This is a genomic window from Longibaculum muris (genome assembly GCF_004343035.1).
In the GTDB taxonomy this organism is placed as follows: Bacteria; Bacillota_I; Bacilli_A; order Erysipelotrichales; family Coprobacillaceae; genus Longibaculum; species Longibaculum muris.
Genome location: NZ_SMCQ01000004.1, coordinates 1 through 17,012 on the forward strand (window position 1 = coordinate 1; position 17,012 = coordinate 17,012).

Annotated in this window: 14 protein-coding genes and 1 tRNA gene; 2 read left to right on the top strand and 13 right to left on the bottom strand. The window is 31.3% G+C overall.

Going from position 1 to position 17,012, the window contains the following annotated elements:
* Window positions 1–1,032: 1,032 nt before the first annotated feature.
* From EDD60_RS04425 to EDD60_RS04470, 10 genes are all read right to left on the bottom strand, one after another.
* Entirely contained in the window at window positions 1,033–1,995 is a 963-nt protein-coding gene (locus EDD60_RS04425; protein WP_066449634.1) for an ABC transporter permease, read from the bottom strand.
* Window positions 1,995–3,110 carry an ABC transporter permease gene (locus EDD60_RS04430; protein ID WP_066449633.1) on the bottom strand — a complete coding sequence of 372 codons (1,116 nt, stop codon included), beginning with the start codon at window positions 3,108–3,110 and terminating at the stop codon, window positions 1,995–1,997. The genes EDD60_RS04425 and EDD60_RS04430 overlap by 1 nt, the downstream gene beginning before the upstream one ends.
* The gene (locus EDD60_RS04435) at window positions 3,103–4,632 is read right to left on the bottom strand and encodes an ABC transporter ATP-binding protein (RefSeq protein WP_066449631.1); all 1,530 of its coding nucleotides are present in this window, start codon (window positions 4,630–4,632) and stop codon (window positions 3,103–3,105) included. The genes EDD60_RS04430 and EDD60_RS04435 overlap by 8 nt, the downstream gene beginning before the upstream one ends.
* 189 nt (window positions 4,633–4,821) lie before the next feature.
* Window positions 4,822–5,925, bottom strand: coding sequence for a BMP family lipoprotein (locus tag EDD60_RS04440; RefSeq protein ID WP_066449625.1), 1,104 nt, complete (start codon window positions 5,923–5,925; stop codon window positions 4,822–4,824).
* Between the two features lie 114 nt (window positions 5,926–6,039).
* Window positions 6,040–8,319 (bottom strand): DNA translocase FtsK, encoded by a 2,280-nt coding sequence (locus EDD60_RS04445; protein ID WP_066449623.1) that lies wholly within the window; start codon window positions 8,317–8,319, stop codon window positions 6,040–6,042.
* 78 nt (window positions 8,320–8,397) lie between these two features.
* On the bottom strand, window positions 8,398–10,092 hold the full coding sequence (locus EDD60_RS04450) for a ribonuclease J (RefSeq protein WP_066449621.1): 1,695 nt from the start codon (window positions 10,090–10,092) through the stop codon (window positions 8,398–8,400).
* Between the two features lie 103 nt (window positions 10,093–10,195).
* Window positions 10,196–11,047 carry a 4-hydroxy-tetrahydrodipicolinate synthase gene (gene dapA / locus EDD60_RS04455; protein WP_066449618.1) on the bottom strand — a complete coding sequence of 284 codons (852 nt, stop codon included), beginning with the start codon at window positions 11,045–11,047 and terminating at the stop codon, window positions 10,196–10,198.
* A 1-nt stretch (window position 11,048) separates the two neighbouring features.
* Entirely contained in the window at window positions 11,049–11,627 is a 579-nt protein-coding gene (locus EDD60_RS04460) for a dipicolinate synthase subunit B (protein ID WP_132226235.1), read from the bottom strand.
* A complete protein-coding gene (locus EDD60_RS04465) occupies window positions 11,620–12,411 on the bottom strand; it encodes an NAD(P)-dependent oxidoreductase (RefSeq protein ID WP_243646637.1) in 792 nt (263 codons plus the stop codon). The genes EDD60_RS04460 and EDD60_RS04465 overlap by 8 nt, the downstream gene beginning before the upstream one ends.
* 65 nt (window positions 12,412–12,476) lie before the next feature.
* On the bottom strand, window positions 12,477–12,785 hold the full coding sequence (locus EDD60_RS04470; protein ID WP_066449611.1) for a hypothetical protein: 309 nt from the start codon (window positions 12,783–12,785) through the stop codon (window positions 12,477–12,479).
* A 92-nt stretch (window positions 12,786–12,877) separates the two neighbouring features.
* On the opposite strand from EDD60_RS04470, the gene EDD60_RS04475 reads away from it, so the two are divergent.
* On the top strand, window positions 12,878–13,435 hold the full coding sequence (locus EDD60_RS04475; RefSeq protein WP_066449609.1) for a hypothetical protein: 558 nt from the start codon (window positions 12,878–12,880) through the stop codon (window positions 13,433–13,435).
* Here EDD60_RS04475 and EDD60_RS04480 read toward each other — a convergent pair.
* From EDD60_RS04480 to EDD60_RS04490, 3 genes are all read right to left on the bottom strand, one after another.
* Window positions 13,383–13,748 (bottom strand): diacylglycerol kinase family protein, encoded by a 366-nt coding sequence (locus tag EDD60_RS04480; protein ID WP_066449606.1) that lies wholly within the window; start codon window positions 13,746–13,748, stop codon window positions 13,383–13,385. The genes EDD60_RS04475 and EDD60_RS04480 overlap by 53 nt on opposite strands.
* A gap of 115 nt (window positions 13,749–13,863) precedes the next feature.
* A tRNA-Arg gene (locus EDD60_RS04485) sits at window positions 13,864–13,940 on the bottom strand.
* Window positions 13,941–14,055: 115 nt separating this feature from the next.
* On the bottom strand, window positions 14,056–14,268 hold the full coding sequence (locus EDD60_RS04490) for a hypothetical protein (protein ID WP_066449604.1): 213 nt from the start codon (window positions 14,266–14,268) through the stop codon (window positions 14,056–14,058).
* A gap of 129 nt (window positions 14,269–14,397) precedes the next feature.
* On the opposite strand from EDD60_RS04490, the gene EDD60_RS04495 reads away from it, so the two are divergent.
* On the top strand, window positions 14,398–16,998 hold the full coding sequence (locus EDD60_RS04495) for a calcium-translocating P-type ATPase, PMCA-type (protein WP_132226236.1): 2,601 nt from the start codon (window positions 14,398–14,400) through the stop codon (window positions 16,996–16,998).
* Window positions 16,999–17,012 lie beyond the last annotated feature (14 nt).

The following is a 17,012-nucleotide window of genomic DNA, read 5'->3' on the forward strand; positions in this document are numbered from 1 at the left end:
TTTACGCATATTCGTTACAGAACCAAAAAGTCCTGAAACCGTTTATACACATTGGGTTCAGGACTTTTATTGCTTATAAATTGTCAAAGATGGGAATATATTATTTTGTCAATAAATCAACAAATACATTATTTTTTATTTGTTTTTCTGTATATTTTCTTCATATTAATTCTGTTAATTTTTTTACTTAAATCCATATTTTCCCTCTTTATTATCTGTCCATTGTTGTTAATACGTTTCAAATACAGAAAATGTATGTATCCTTGATGAATATTACCATAAAAGAAATAACTTATAAAAAAATTCATATATAGTTTCTTCATAACATTTCATCTTCTCTTATGATTATACACATTATATATTTTATAACTTTTTACAGATTATGTTTACATTTTTGGCACAACTGACATCCTTCATTTTTTTAGCATAAGTATTAAAAATATATTAACAGAAATAAATTATGATTCTATATTAGAGAAACATAGATAGACATATCTTTACTGTCATATATTTAATATTTCACTAATTAGTTATAGTTATAACATTAGTCGGCCTTTCCAATGACTTACTGCCAATTATCTAATTATCCTTAGCATACTTAAACTAATATCACTTGTTACAGTTTTAAAAAGTTTTATTATGAATGATTTCCTGTTTTCATTAAAATGAAATGCCTTTTATACATACTTTTAAGCTCGTCAACAATTATTTATAGCGATTGTGATATAGCATTTTTCTCCTTGCTTATTGATACACCAAGAACAATTTTATTTTCTAGATTTTCACTCGTTATTTTTGTTAATTGAATCACTATTCCGCATAGTGCCAATTTCATCTAAAAAATGAATAATAATATAAAGAACCAAAAAAAGCTCACGGATTCAGATACTTTAAAAACTTACAAAAAAGAATATTCATGCACTTAGATTATAGTTATATATTCAAATACAATAAAGCTCAAAAAGAGTAGTTATCACTACGTGATAGCTACTCTTTTAATTCTTCACTCTTGACACAGAGTTATCAATTCATTTATCGTTTTCCTTTATCAAAAGGTTCTCCTTCTGCACGTGGTGCAGCAGAATTTTTTGAAGTAAAGGCTAATAAAATCAAAGTTGCAACATAAGGAATTAATTTATAAGTTGTAGCTGGTAATGATAACGCTGCTAAAAATGGAACAGAGTTATATGTATAAGCAATCGTCTTTGTTGCACCAAAGAAGAAAGCTGCACCAGCAATCCGCCAAGGTTTCCAGTTACCAAAAATCAATACAGCTAAAGCTAAGAATCCATATCCAGCCACATTACAGTTGAATTCTGTACTGATTGGTAAAATATAAATCAATCCACCCATTCCAGCTAATACACCTGAAATAACAACTCCTAAATAACGCATTTTATAAACACTAATCCCAGCTGCATCAGATGCTTGTGGATTTTCGCCACATGATCTTAAACGCAAACCAGTTCTTGTTTTCATTAAGAAAATATAAGAAACAATTAAAAGACCAATTCCAATAAAAGTTGTTAAATAACAATTATTAAAGAACAAATCACCAATCACTGGAATCTTTGATAACAAAGGAACTTCAGCAATTCTAAATTGATTTTCAAACATAACACTTTGCACACCATCTTGAACAGTCTTAGCAATAAACAATCCTAAAGCAGGAGCAAATAAGTTTAACGCTGTCCCACTGATTGTTTGATCTGCTTTTAAATGAATTGAAGCAAAAGCATGTAATAATGAAAACAATCCACCAATAAGCCCAGCTACAAGAAGCGCTACAATTAATAAAACTTGTCCACTTAAAATTTGATTTGCTTGCATAAAATTAATAAAGAAAACACCAGCAAACCCACCTAAAATCATAATCCCTTCCAAAGCAATATTAATAACACCACTTCGTTCTGAAAACATCCCACCTAATGCAACAACCATCAAAGGGATAGCAAATAATAAAGTTTGGGCAAACAAGAAATAAATAATACTCATTATTCATGCCCTCCTTCCTCAATTTTTACTTTTTTACTTTTACGTTTATTTAAGAACATCTTAATCAACAAAGTAAATGAACTAAAGTAAATAATTGCTGCCACAATAATATCAATAACTTCAATTGCAATATTTAATGATTGCATATAATTTCCACCAACATTAATATATCCAATAAATAATGCCGCAAAAACAACCCCAATTGGATTATTAAATCCTAACAAAGCAACTGGAATCCCATTAAATCCTTCATTAGGTAAGACCTCAGAAATTGGTAAAGTCTTTCCAGTTCCTGACATATAAGCAATAGCTCCCCCTACACCAGCAAAGAATCCAGCAATTGCCATTGATAAAATAATACATTTTTTCTCATTCATCCCTGCATATTTAGCAGCATCAGAATTATAACCACAAGCTTTTAATTCATAACCAAAAGTTGTCTTGTTCATAATAATATAAGCCAAAACACATAATCCAATTGCAATAACAATCCCAAAATTAATATGTGATTCTGGGAAAAGAACATCTAATCCAAAAGTTGGAATCGCTTTAGATGCAGGTACAGCATAAGATTCAGCACCAGTTGGATTATAAATTGTTGCTTTAATTCCTTCAATCACCAATAACATACCAATATAGTTACACATAATACATGAAATAACCACATTAACATTTTTAAATGCTTTTAAAACACCTGGAATAACAGCCCATAAAGCCCCAGCTAATCCTGCCGCTAAAATACAGAAAATCCATAAAATAGAATCAGGAATAAAAGTACACTTCAAAGCTACAAAAACAGCAGTAAAAGCTCCAACAATATATTGTCCGGGTGTCCCAATGTTAAACTCACCACATTTAAAAGCAAAAGCTACAGAAAGTCCTGTCATCATGATAGGAACAGCTAAATAGAAAACTTGTCCTAAACTTTTAGCACCTTTATAAAAACCACCAGTTAATAAAAGTTTAAAACCAGATAATGCATCACCAGGATTGGCAATCAAAATAATAATCAATCCAAAAATTAGCCCCATTCCAATAGCAACCAAAGAAGAAATGACAGATTTACTTCCCTCTTTCTTAAATAAAGACACAACTTTATTCTTAAAACTATTCATATCCCTCACCTCTCTTTGAACCAGCCATATAAAGACCTAATTCCTTCACATCGATTGTTTTTGGATCAAGATTAGCAACAATTTCACCTTCATACATTACTAAAATTCTATCACTTACATTCATAACCTCATCTAATTCTAATGAAACAAGTAAGACTGCCTTATTTTCATCACGATGAGCAACAAGTTGTGAATGTATAAACTCAATTGCTCCAACATCCAATCCACGTGTTGGTTGAACAGCAATCAATAAATCAGAATCACTATCCACTTCTCTGGCGATAATTGCCTTTTGTTGATTTCCTCCTGACATCCCTCTAGCAATTGATTTTCTACCTTCACCAGAACGCACATCAAACTTATCAATCAAATAATCAGCATATTTATTCATTTCATCAAAACGAATAAATCCATTCTTTTCAAAACGAGGTTTATAATAACTCTTTAAAATTAAATTTTCTGCTAAAGAATAATCCAAAACCAAACCATGTTTATGACGGTCTTCAGGAATATGAGCCATTCCATGATCACTACGATGACGAATTGACATCTTTGTAATATCTTCATTATTTAAATAAACATGTCCACTCGTAGTTGGAACCATTCCTGTTAAAGCATAAACAAGTTCACTTTGTCCATTCCCATCAATTCCCGCAATACAAACAATTTCACCTCTTTTGACTTCAAAAGAAATGTTTTTCAAAACTTCTTTATGTCCACTCTTAGGATGATAAGTTAAATTCTCTACTTTTAAAACAGTTTCACCAACATGAGCTTCACCTTTTTCAACATTAAAATTAACTTTTCTTCCAACCATCTTTTCTGATAATTCTTCTTTTGAAACACTTGCAACATCAACTGTATCAATGTATTTTCCTTTACGCAAAATTGTACAACGGTCAGCAACTGCTTTAATTTCATTCAACTTATGCGTAATGAAAATAATTGATTTTCCTTCTTTAACTAAACCTTTCATAATATGCATAAGTTCATCAATTTCTTGTGGAGTTAAAACCGCAGTTGGTTCATCAAAAATTAAAATGTCATTATCTCTAAATAACATTTTTAAAATTTCAACACGTTGTTGCATACCAACTGTAATATCTTCAATATAAGCATCTGGATCAACATTTAAATGATACTTTTCTGATAATGCGACAACTTTCTTACGCGCATCAGCAGTCTTAATAAAGCCCATAGATGTATCTTCTACACCCAAAATAATATTTTCCAAAACTGTAAAGTTATGAACCAATTTAAAGTGTTGGTGCACCATACCAATCGCATATTTATTCGCATCATTAGGATCATTGATTTGAACTTCTTTGCCATTGATTTTAATCATTCCTTCATCAGGTTGATATAACCCGAAAAGAATACTCATCAGTGTCGATTTACCAGCACCATTTTCACCTAATAATGCATGGATTTCACCTTGTCTCACCTGTAGAGTAATCTGGTCATTCGCCTTAATACCAGGAAATTCTTTTGTGATATTAAGCATTTCAATTGCATATTCCAATATACTCACCTCTGCTTCATTATACTATAAATTTCTCACTTGGAAAATAATTTTATTCATCTGATTTGACATTTATTTAACAAATTGATATGAATTTGACAAGATTTATCATATTTCATCTTATTAAGTATAAACAAAATCCATCATTCCATTCAAAAATAGAAAAAGTAGGCATTTGCCTACTTCATCTTATTTTTCATATGTAACTGTTACATTACTTAAAGCATCCTTTAATACTTTTGTATTTGGATCGCCATTAGCTTTTTTATCAACATCAGCGTTAGAAATAATCTTTACACTACCATCTTTAACAGTCTTGAATACTTTATCATAATCTTCTTTAGTGAATTTTTTAAATCTTGAGAAATCAGGAGATAATCCAACATAATCACCAGCAGCATCTAGTGTGTAGATTCCACCTTTGAAGCTCTTATCAAATGCAGCTTTAATTTGATCATAAACTGTTTTGTTAACACCTTTCATAGCAGAAGTTAAAACAGTCTTGCTAGCATCTTTTTGATCACTATCGACACCGATTGATAATTTCTTAGTTTCATCAGCAGCAGCGAATACTGAGTTACAGATTTGTCCACCACAAGAGAAAATAACTTCAGTTCCAGAATTATACCATCCAGCAGATTTAGATTTAATATCTGGAGATTCATTAAATGTACCTGTATAAGCATATTTTACTTCAACTTTTACATTTAATTCTTTAGCAGCATCATTAGCTCCTTGTAAATAACCATATCCATAGTTAATAACTGCAGGTAAAGCAATACCACCCATAAATCCTAATTTTGTATAACCTTCTTTAACAGCTGCATAACCAGCTAAATAACCAGGTTGAGTTTCTTTGTATAATGCACAATAAACATTTTCTGTTGGTTCAACAGCATTGTCACCTTTTGCAGGTGTTGCATCAATCAAGATAAATTTAACATCTTTGTATTTTTCTTGGATATTTGCAATTGTTTCAGAAAATTTAAATCCAGGACATACAATAACTTTGGCACCATTGTCAACTGCATTTTCAATTTGAGCAGTATATCCAGCAGTATCAAAAGTTGCAGGTTTATAATACTTATAACCTATCTTCTTTTCATCACCATACTTTTCTACAGCTTCCCATGCAGATTGGTTAAATGATTTGTCACTGATTGTACCTTGATCAGTTACAAGCGCGATAACTGGTGTTTTATCTTTTGCTTCTTCTTTTTCTCCACCTTTACCGCCACCGCATCCAACTAACATTAAAGATAATGCTAAAAGCGACGCAAATACTTTTTTCATATTCAGTTTTCCTCCTTTGAAATTCTACACATATTCTACCATTATTTTTACAAAATGAAAAGAGTGATTGCATATAACTCGACATTTTTTTGAATTATCTGAATCACTCTTATTCTATAAATCTTCTTCATGATATTGACGAATAAAAACTTCACGAGGTTTGCTCCCCAATTGTGGACCAATAACCCCTTCTTCTTCTAATCGATCAATAATACGCGCAGCTTTATTATAACCAATTCTAAATTTTCTTTGTAATAATGAAGTACTGGCTTTTTGCGCTTGAATAACAAATTCGCGACACATTTCATATTCTTCATCTTCATCATCATAGCTATCACCATTCGAAGATGAACCAGAGGAAATTGCCTTAGCATTGACATAACGATCTTCATAAATTGCTTCTTGTTGTGAAGAAACATAATGCACAATTGATGCAACTTCTTCATCTGAAACAAAACATCCTTGGACACGTACTGGTGAAGAAGCCCCCATTGGAGAAAATAACATATCCCCTTTCCCAAGCAACTTTTCAGCTCCTGAAGTATCTAAAATAGTACGGGAATCAATGCTTGAAGAAACTGCAAAAGCAATACGTGAAGGAATATTGGCCTTAATAACACCTGTAATAATATCAGTTGAAGGACGTTGGGTTGCAACAATTAAGTGAATCCCTGCTGCACGTGCCATTTGTGAAATACGCATAATACAATCTTCAACTTCTTTACTTGCGACCATCATTAAATCCGCAACTTCATCTAAAATAATAACATGATATGATAAAATCTCTTTTTGTTCTGATTCATCCTTATCAGCATTATATTCCTTAGCAAACTCATTATAACTTTTAATATTTCTTGCATTTACACTTGCAAAAACATCATAACGTCTTTCCATCTCAACAACAACTTCTCTTAAAACCGCAGCGGCTTTTTTAGGGTCAGTAACAACCGGTGCTAATAAATGTGGGATACCATTATAAATTGACAACTCAACTTTCTTAGGATCCACCAAAATCAATTTCACTTCATCCGGCTTTGCTCGCATTAAAATTGATGAAATAATGGTATTGACACAAACAGATTTTCCTGAACCCGTTGCTCCAGCAATTAATAGATGGGGCATTTTATCTAATTCAGCATAAATAGGTTGACCCGAAACATCTTTTCCTAAAGCCACAACTAATTTATTGCTTGCTAACTTTTTATTGTTAGATAAAGTCTTAAATACATCTTTAAAAGCAACCATTGAAGATGATTGGTTAGGTACTTCAATACCAACATAGGGTTTTCCTGGAATAGGTGCTTCAATACGAATATCAGCTGTTGCAAGCGCCAATTTAATATCATCTTGTAATTGTAAAATTTTATTAACTCTTGTTCCCGTTTCTAATTTTAATTCATATTTGGTAATTGTTGGACCAATAAAAGCATTTTCAATAGTAGCATTGACACCAAATTGTTTTAAAACAGTTGTTAATCTTGAGGCATTTTTATTTGCGGTGCTTCTTTCTTTAGCTGCATTATTTGTTGATTTCGTTGATAATAAAGAAAGTGGTGGCAATTGATAAGATGATGATGTATGAATAATTGGTTTTTGAACTTTTTCTTCAACCTCACTCGTTTCTTCTTTAACTGGACTCATTTCTTTAATATCTAGTTTCATTTTTTGATCATCAAATTCAAAAGCACTTGTTATTTCAGAATCAAGCGGTACATCTTTTGGTTCATCTTCAAAAACTTCATCAGGAAACAACGGAATTTCTTCATCCTTAGAAAGAAAATCAAAGAAATGAGATTTCTTTTTTAAAATAATTGTTTGAACTGGTGGCTCCTCAGCAACCTCTTTAACTTTCTTAACAGATTTCTTCTTTTTCTTTTGAGCCTTCTGATGTTCAATATAAAGCTTACTAAAAAGCAATGCACTTCCAATCAATAAAACAATGATAGATAAAATCAATGTCCCTAAATTATCAAATAAACTACTTAATATACCATAAAAGAAAACCCCAATCATTCCACCTTTATTAAAAGCATGACTTTGGATATATGTATTCATAACTCCCATTCCTTTGATATTTGGATCAGAAGGAATAGAAGCAATCGTTAAAACACTTAAAAATATCAAATAAAGACCAAGCGCTTCAGGTCCAGTAAAATGAGGAAGTTTTGCCTTATATAATACATAAAGACAAACAATCATCATCACCAAATAAACAACTCCATATAAATTACCAACTAAAAAGGCAAAACATTGATGAAGCATAGCTCCTATAAAGCCTAATTTCAATGCGGCAATAATCACAACAAAAATAACCAACAAAACAATAATTCTAAGTCTTAACGTTTCTTCAATAACTTGATTCTTAGACTTTTTAGAACGTTTTGATTTAGCCATGACTTTCACCTTCTTTCGCTTTCCTCATTATACCAAAATATTCCTCTCTTGAAAAGAAAAAGCAAGATTTTCTCTTGCTTAGATTTCTACAACAACACCTATAAAAACTGGTTTTTTTCCTGTTTCTTTCACAATATACTTCATTGACTGATCTTTCATCATTGATCTAATTTCAGCAATTTCCATATCTGGATCTTCTTTCAATTTACCAACAACATTTTCACAGATTTCAATCACATGCTTAATAACATATTCAGAATCTTTCAAATAAACAAATCCTCTTGTTTGACAATCTGTCTGGGCAATAATTTCCTTTGTTTCTCGAGAAATTGTCAATCCAACAATAACAACTCCATCATTAGCTAATTGAATACGATCATCAATAACCTTTTCGCCAACATCACCAATTCCAATACCATCAATCATCACATCTTCTATTTCATAAAGATCTCTAGCCTTCACTAGTTCACCTTTTTCAAAAGTAATACGTTCTCCATTGTCCAAAATAATAATATTTTCACTTGGAATCCCCATTTCTTCAGCAATATGCTGATTAAAGATAAAATGTTGGTATTCCCCTTTCATTGGAATATAATACTTTGGATTAAAGATTTGAATAATAACTTTTATATCTTCTTCAGATGCATGCATTGAAAATAAATCTTTATTTTTCAATAAATAAACATGTGCATCAGTTTTATACAAACCATTATGTGCCTTATTAGCAATCTTTTCAGTTCCAGGTAAAACTGGTGAAGCCACAATGAAAGTATCACCTTTTCTTAATTTTAGCAAATCATCGCCACCATCAATAATATCACAAATATCATGATAGATACGGCGTGGACTTCCACTCAATAAAATAACATAATTGCTATCATATTGTGGTTTCCCAATATTTTCTTTTTGACCTAATAAACTATCAGGGACATCAATAATCGGTTCTTTTGATTTTTTCCCAATACGCAACAAACTATTTGTATTATCATATTTATCACGCCCATAGAAAACAATTTGTCGTTTATATTTTTTAGTTAATTCGATAATTTCCTTTGTTCTAAAAACATTTTGAGCATAACTAGAAATAATAATTCTTTCATTACTATCTTCAAAAATATGATCAATTCGATTTGTTAATTTATGATTAGGTGATGTATAACCTTCATGTTTTGCGCTTGATGATTCAACCAATAAAGCCAAAACACCTTTTTTACCAATCTCCATCATCTTTTGAATATCGCATCTAAATCCATCAGGTGCTCCAAAATCAATAATGAACTCTCCACTATAAACAAGATAACCTTGATCAGTCCATAAAGCAACCCCTACACTTCCTGGAATAGAATGTGTCACTGGGAAAAACTCAACTGGAACTCCTGCTATATCAAGTGAAGCATTACGTTTCACACGTCTTAAATCATAAGCAATCTTTACTCGATTATGACGTTGGAAACGTTCCATCATTTGTTCAATTAAATCCGCTGTTAAATTTGGTGCATAGATAGGCACATTGACACTTTGTAATAAATAAGGCAATGCTGCCATTGCATCATCATGACCATGTGTAATAATAATCGCCACAATTTGATCTAGTCTTTCTTCTAAGTATGTAAAGCTAGGAATAATCACATCAACACCTAGCTTATCTGAATCAGGAAAACGGAAACCTGAGTCTATTATAAATATTTTTTCGTTGATTTCAAAGCAGTACATGCTTTTACCCATTTCTGCTTGTCCACCCATAGGTATAAACCTAATGATATCGTTTTTCATCTTTCCACCCTTTCTCTTTTGTTACATATATTATACATGTGTTTTTCTTTTGTGTATAGCTTTTTCAAAAGTATGATAATCATATCATAAACTTATTCATCGTTCAAATTGTTTTCTTATATTTTTCAATTAATGGCGCAAGTTTAACCTCAGATTCTTCACTAATCGGAGTTAATGGACACCTTAATATATTTTGAATATACCCAAGTTGACTTAAGATATACTTGATAGGCGCAGGAGAAGGCTCAATAAAAACATACTCACTAATTAATTTTAAATAACGATCATCAAAAATATTTTCATTTTTACAAATTTCTTCAATTAAAGGATAATCAAGATGACTGGTTACTGAAATAATTCCATCAGCATGTTGTTTTAATCCTTCTAACAATAAATGATCATCGCCAATATAAACTTTAAATTGTGGTAAATTTTCCTTAAGAATATGAATTTCATCCAATGGTCCACATTGCTTCATACCAATAATATTTTTATGTTTATTAGCTAAACGAATAACCGTTGAAACATCTATCGCGACTCCACAGCGACTAGGAATATTATAAATCATAATATTTTTATCAGTTGAAGAAGCAATCAAATCAAAATGTTTAAAAATACCACTTTGACTTGGTTTAATATAATAAGGAACAATGACTAAAAAAGCATAAATACGTGGATTATCTTTATACATTTGAATATGTCTAATAACTTGAGAAGTACTATTAGAACAAATTCCCACAATCACCCGAATAGTTGGATATTTCTCCAATATATTTTCTACAAGCATCCGTCTTTCATCCAATTTTAATGTTGAAGTTTCACCAGTTGTTCCACAAAGCAAAAATGATTTATTCCCTTCTTCAATCAAATGATCCATCACTCTATAAAGACCTGGATAATCGATTGATTGATCTTGATTAAATGGTGTTAATAAAGCTGTAAATATCTCTTTCATTTTATACCTCCTTGTATCCTAATATGAAAGGTTGATATTGTTGATGTTTCAATGCCGCTTCTAATGTTGGAATAACTTTTTGATGGCAAGCAATCATACTGTTTGGTTTTTTAATATACTCATCTTGATACATTGGAACAAAGTAAAAATTCTTCTTCCCCATTAATTCAATCAGATTCTTGCCACTGTGGGTCAACACATCATTAGAGAACACCCCTAAAACAATTGGTACCTGATTTCTTAAAGACGACTTAACAAGCATTGTCACTGCATTATCATTAATTCCGTAATTGAGTTTAGCTAGTGTTGCTCCATCACAAGGATAAACCAATACGATATCTAATTTTTTAATAGGTCCATAAATTTCAGCTTCTTGAATTGTTGTATGAATCTTTTTAGGAACAATCGCTTGTATTTTTTCAACGAGTTCATCACGGCTATGAAACCTCGTATCCATTGTATTCACACGCTCAGTTAAAAAGACCTCAATATCATAAAGTTTGACAAGTTTTTCTAAAACCATCAACATATCATCCATACTACAAAATGACCCTGTTATACAAAATCCTAATTTAAGCATTTTCAAGCTTCCTTTCTATTTCATCCGCAATCATTTTTCCAGCATATCCATAAGCATATTTACAAGGAATAGATGGCAATATTTGACAATTTATCCCTTTTGATAAAGCATAATGATGATCAATTCCATAAGGATATGAAGCAATATCAACAATCATAAGATTCTTTTTAATATGATCTAATTGTTCTTTTTCAATAACAACATGTGGTATCGTATTGATTAAAATATCACACTGTGATAAATCAACTTGATCAATAGCTATATATTGAGCATTCTTCTTTTCAATCTCTTTTTGATATTTTCTTTTTCTAACTGCAACTTTTACATTTGCTTTTAAGCCTATCAGATCATCAATGATTGGTTTGGCACAATGTCCATAACCTAAAACAATCACTTGACTATCATACAAAGGCATTCGCCGATGTGAAATCAAATAACTCATTAATCCCTCAGCAGTTAAAATACTATTTTTTTCAACAAAGTTTTCTTGATCTAACAAGGCAATATATTGAAAATGATACTCTTTAGATAATTCAATAAGATATTCATTATGAATTAATGTAAATACTAAACAATTCTCTTTTAAATGCTTGATAATCTCCTCATCTACAACAATCGTTTCATGTTCTAATATCAAACGATTCTTTCGATCCATTCCCTTTGCTCCCAAATAAATCACATCAGCATATTTCATATCTTTCAAACGATCACTGACATAATATCCCCTTCTCATCAACTCCTCCATCAGCTCTAACGAACGCATATCATCATGATTAATAAACACTAACAATTTTCCCACCTCAATCTAAAATATGTCAAAACACCTAAAGTGTGAAGGAAAGAAAGGTCTTATGACCCTTCTTGAATAATTGAATCAAATGCTAGTAATAAAGTTGAAAGTTGTGGAACAACATAATAAATTCCATCATTAACAATTTCCTGACGATCTTTTGGAAGTCCTTCTTCAAATTCCATTAAATATATAATTTTTAAATAGTATCTAAAATCATCATCAGAAATATATCCAGCATAAACTGACAAATAAAATTTCACCTCCCTTTGTGACAACTGTTCCATATAAAAATGAACTTGTACATCTCGACATGTGTTTTCTAAATTACCTCTTTCAAAACTTAAATCATCTAAAATCAACTTCATAAAAAATACCTCCTCACTTCTATATACCGGATTTTTTTCGTTTTTTCTTTTTATTTTTGTAAAAAAGTATATAATTTTTTTGAGGTGAGAAAATGCTTTATTTATTGATTTGTTCTTTTACAATTTTTATTGCCAGTCGTGCAGATTTAATGTATGAAAATATTACTGGTGTATCAACAATGCCACAATATCATTTACTTGTCATTATATATACCTTTCTTTGTGCAATGATATTTGGTTATAAAACAAAAAAGGTTTTCCAATGCTTAACACATTATCAACCTTTTTGTTTAATAACTATTTATTTATCGAGTTTACTTATGGTGATTGGTTCATTATTTATCTATACAACAAATGGACAAGATCTTTCATCAAAAATTCATGTCTATTGTTCAATGCTACCAAGTTTATTTTTCATTATTTTATTATTTATTTATAATCGTTATTTACTTTATCAATTTCCTGAAATTTACCAACGTATTCATTGGTATTTTGAATCAGGGGTTTCTTTTTTAGGTATTTTGTTGGTCGTTTTTACAAGAGTTAACGGATATATTGAAATTCTTTTTGCGATTTTAATGAGTAGTTATCTGTTTATCATTGAAAAACAATTTCAAAAAATCTCGGTACAAAAATCATCAAGCCAATAATAGCCGCAAAAATAGCACTCACTAAAACAGCGCCTGCTGCTGTGTCTTTGGCAATTTTAGCCAAAGGATGATAAGTAGGACTACATAAATCCACAACTGCCTCAATTGCTGTATTTACTAGTTCAAGACCAATAACAAGGGCAAATAACAACAAACAAATCATCCATTGGATAATGCTAATCTTTAATAAAAAACCACAAACAATGACACATCCCATCACAAACAAATGAATTTTTATATTTCTTTCTTTTTGAATACATGTTTTTATTCCATTTATTGCATACCCTAAACTTTTATAAAATGGATCTTTCATCGCAATCAACTCCCCTATTCATTATAACATAAAAGGACATTGACAAGAAAATAGAAATGTCCTTTTCAATATAATTGTACAAAAAAACTACTCCTTAGAGTAGTTATCTTTTAGATGGCGTCCACGGAGGGATTCGAACCCCCGACCGCACGCTTAGAAGGCGTGTGCTCTATCCAGCTGAGCTACGTAGACATCTCGTTCCCGACTGCTCATATATAATAGCATAATCACAAATAGGATGCAAGACTTTTCGTTAATTTTTTTAAAAAAATTTTAAAGGATAGAAATTACTCTATCCTTCTATGCCTTATAAAGTAAGATGACTATTAAACCACTTATAAGACAAATGTGTTTTTCCTTTATAAGAATATAAAGGGCAATGTTTTGAAAAATGAGGAGAAGGAAATTTTGTCATTGGTAATATTTGTTGAACTTCATAACTTTGATTACTTTGTTCAACCATTGGTGTAACATTTAAAAAAGATGGTTCAGTAACAAAACCTATTGCAATTCTTTCCATATTGAGGCCTCCAATTCTTTTTTTATCCCTCATCTTTCGCTATCTCTATTATAGCATATTTTTAAAAAAATTGATATTTGAAGCATTTTTCATTTTCTCGCTGTATAATAAAATAAAGGAGTTGGTAGAATGAAAGCTTATCATATGAGTATTGATGATTTATCAAAACAATTACAAACAAATTTAGAAACAGGTTTAAATGCTTCTCAAGTTGAAAAAAGACAAAAACAAGATGGTGAAAATAAACTTGAAGAAGCAAAAAAGAAAACAAATTTAGAAAAGTTTATCGATCAATTTAAAGATGCAATGATTATTATTCTTTTAATTGCTGCTGCAATTTCTTTTGGATTAGCCTTTCAAGAAAAAGAAAGTTCTGCTTTTTTTGAGCCTCTTTTGATTTTATTTATTGTTATTGTTAATGCTATCATGGGCGTCTTTCAAGAAAATAAAGCTGAAAAATCATTAGCCGCTTTAATGTCGCTATCATCACCTAAAGCAAGAGTCATTCGTGATGGTCAAGAGAGTCTCATTGATGCAAAAGAACTTGTTGTTGGAGACTTAATTCAACTAGAAGCTGGTGATTTTATTCCTGCTGATGCCAGAATCATTTCTTCATCAAGTTTAAAATCAGAGGAGTCAGCATTAACTGGTGAATCTGTACCTGTTGATAAAAGCCCTGAAATCGTTGAAGAAAATGCTACGATTGGTGATCGTAAAAATATGCTTTATTCTGGATGTAGCATCACTTATGGAACTGCCAAAGCAATTGTAACAGATATTGGTATGCAAACAGAAATGGGTAAAATTGCACACTTATTAAATAATGAAGAAGATGATAAAACACCCCTTCAAGAAAAATTGGCTGAACTGGGTAGAAAACTTGGTATGATGGCGATTGCTATTTGTATTGTTATTTTTGCGATTGGTCTATGGTATGGAATGCCTATAATTGAAATCTTTATGACTTCTGTGTCTTTAGCTGTTTCAGCCATTCCTGAAGGATTGCCTGTTATTGTAACAATTGTCTTATCGATTGGGGTAGGTAAAATGGCCCAAAGAAATGCTATTGTTAAAAAATTACCTGCGGTTGAAACTTTAGGAAGTACTAGTATCATTTGTTCAGATAAGACAGGAACATTAACCCAAAATAAAATGACACTTATTAAGGCCTATATTCCTAAGCTTGGTTTAGAAGATATAAGCAATCACAATAGTCCTTTGGTTTTAAAGCTTTTAAAATATGGGACACTATGTTCTAATGGAAGTGTCACTATTGACAATGAAAAAGAAGAACATATTGGAGATCCAACGGAAACCAGCATTATTGCAGCAACAATCAAAAATCATATTTCATTAGATGAACTTCATCAACAATATCCTCGTCTTTTCGAATTACCATTTGATTCCAATAGAAAACTGATGAGCGTTATTGTTAAAGAAGGTGACCATTATTTAGTTATTACAAAAGGCGCATGTGATGAACTTATTAAAAGATGTATAGAATCACAAGATGAAATCTTATCAATAACCGAACAGCTCAGTCAACAAGCATTAAGAGTTCTTGCTGTTGCTTATAAAAGATTAGATACATTCCCTGATAATCCAACTATCGAATCATTAGAATGTGATTTAACTTTCTTAGGACTTGTTGGGATGATTGATCCTCCTCGTCAAGAAGCAAAAGAAGCTGTTGCTACATGTTTAAAAGCTGGTATCAAACCCATTATGATTACTGGTGATCATATTACAACAGCGAGTGCCATTGCTAAAGAATTGGGCATTATGCAAGAAAATGATGAAGCGATTACTGGAAGTGAATTAGCTACTTTAAGTGATGAACAATTTCAACAACGCATTCAAAATATTTCAGTTTATGCACGTGTATCTCCTGAAGATAAAATTCGTGTTGTTAAAGCCTGGCAAAAACAAAACGCCATTGTTTCCATGACTGGGGATGGTGTTAATGACGCTCCTGCTTTAAAAGCCAGTGATATTGGTTGTGCAATGGGAATTACAGGTACTGACGTAGCCAAAGGTGCTGCTGATTTAACTTTAATGGATGATAATTTTGCCACAATCGTTGCTGCTGTGAAACAAGGACGTGGAATTTATCAGAACATTAGAAAAACTGTTGGTTATTTATTAGGAACAAACATTGGTGAAGTTTTGCTAGTCTTTGTTGCTATGCTTGTCTTTAAACAAGCACCTCTGCTTTCTATGCAATTACTCTGGGTCAATCTTGTCACAGATGGTATGCCAGCAATTGCACTTGGTATGGAAGCTATTGAAAATGATGTCATGGATGAATCACCTCGACCTAAAGATGAAAGTATATTCGCTCATCATTTAGGAGAAAGAATTATTTTGCAAGGATTCTTATTTGGTGGTCTTTCATTATTTGCCTTCTGGTTTGCCCAAACCACTCTCCATTCATTAACGGCTGGAAGAACATTATGTTTTATGGTACTATCATTATCACAAGTCTTTCAATCATATAATATGCGTTCTCATTTGTCTTTATTTAAAATAGGCGTTTTTACGAATCATTATCTTAACAAAGCAGCTCTTGTTTCCTTTGCATTAATGGCTATCGTATTATTCATTCCACCACTTGCTACAATCTTTGGTTTAACATTCCTGCCTTTTTCTTATTACCTCATTGGATTAGGTTTAAGTATGTCACCTATTCTTATCATCGAGATTTTTAAATTTTTCCATATACTGCATTAAAAAAAATCGAGCAT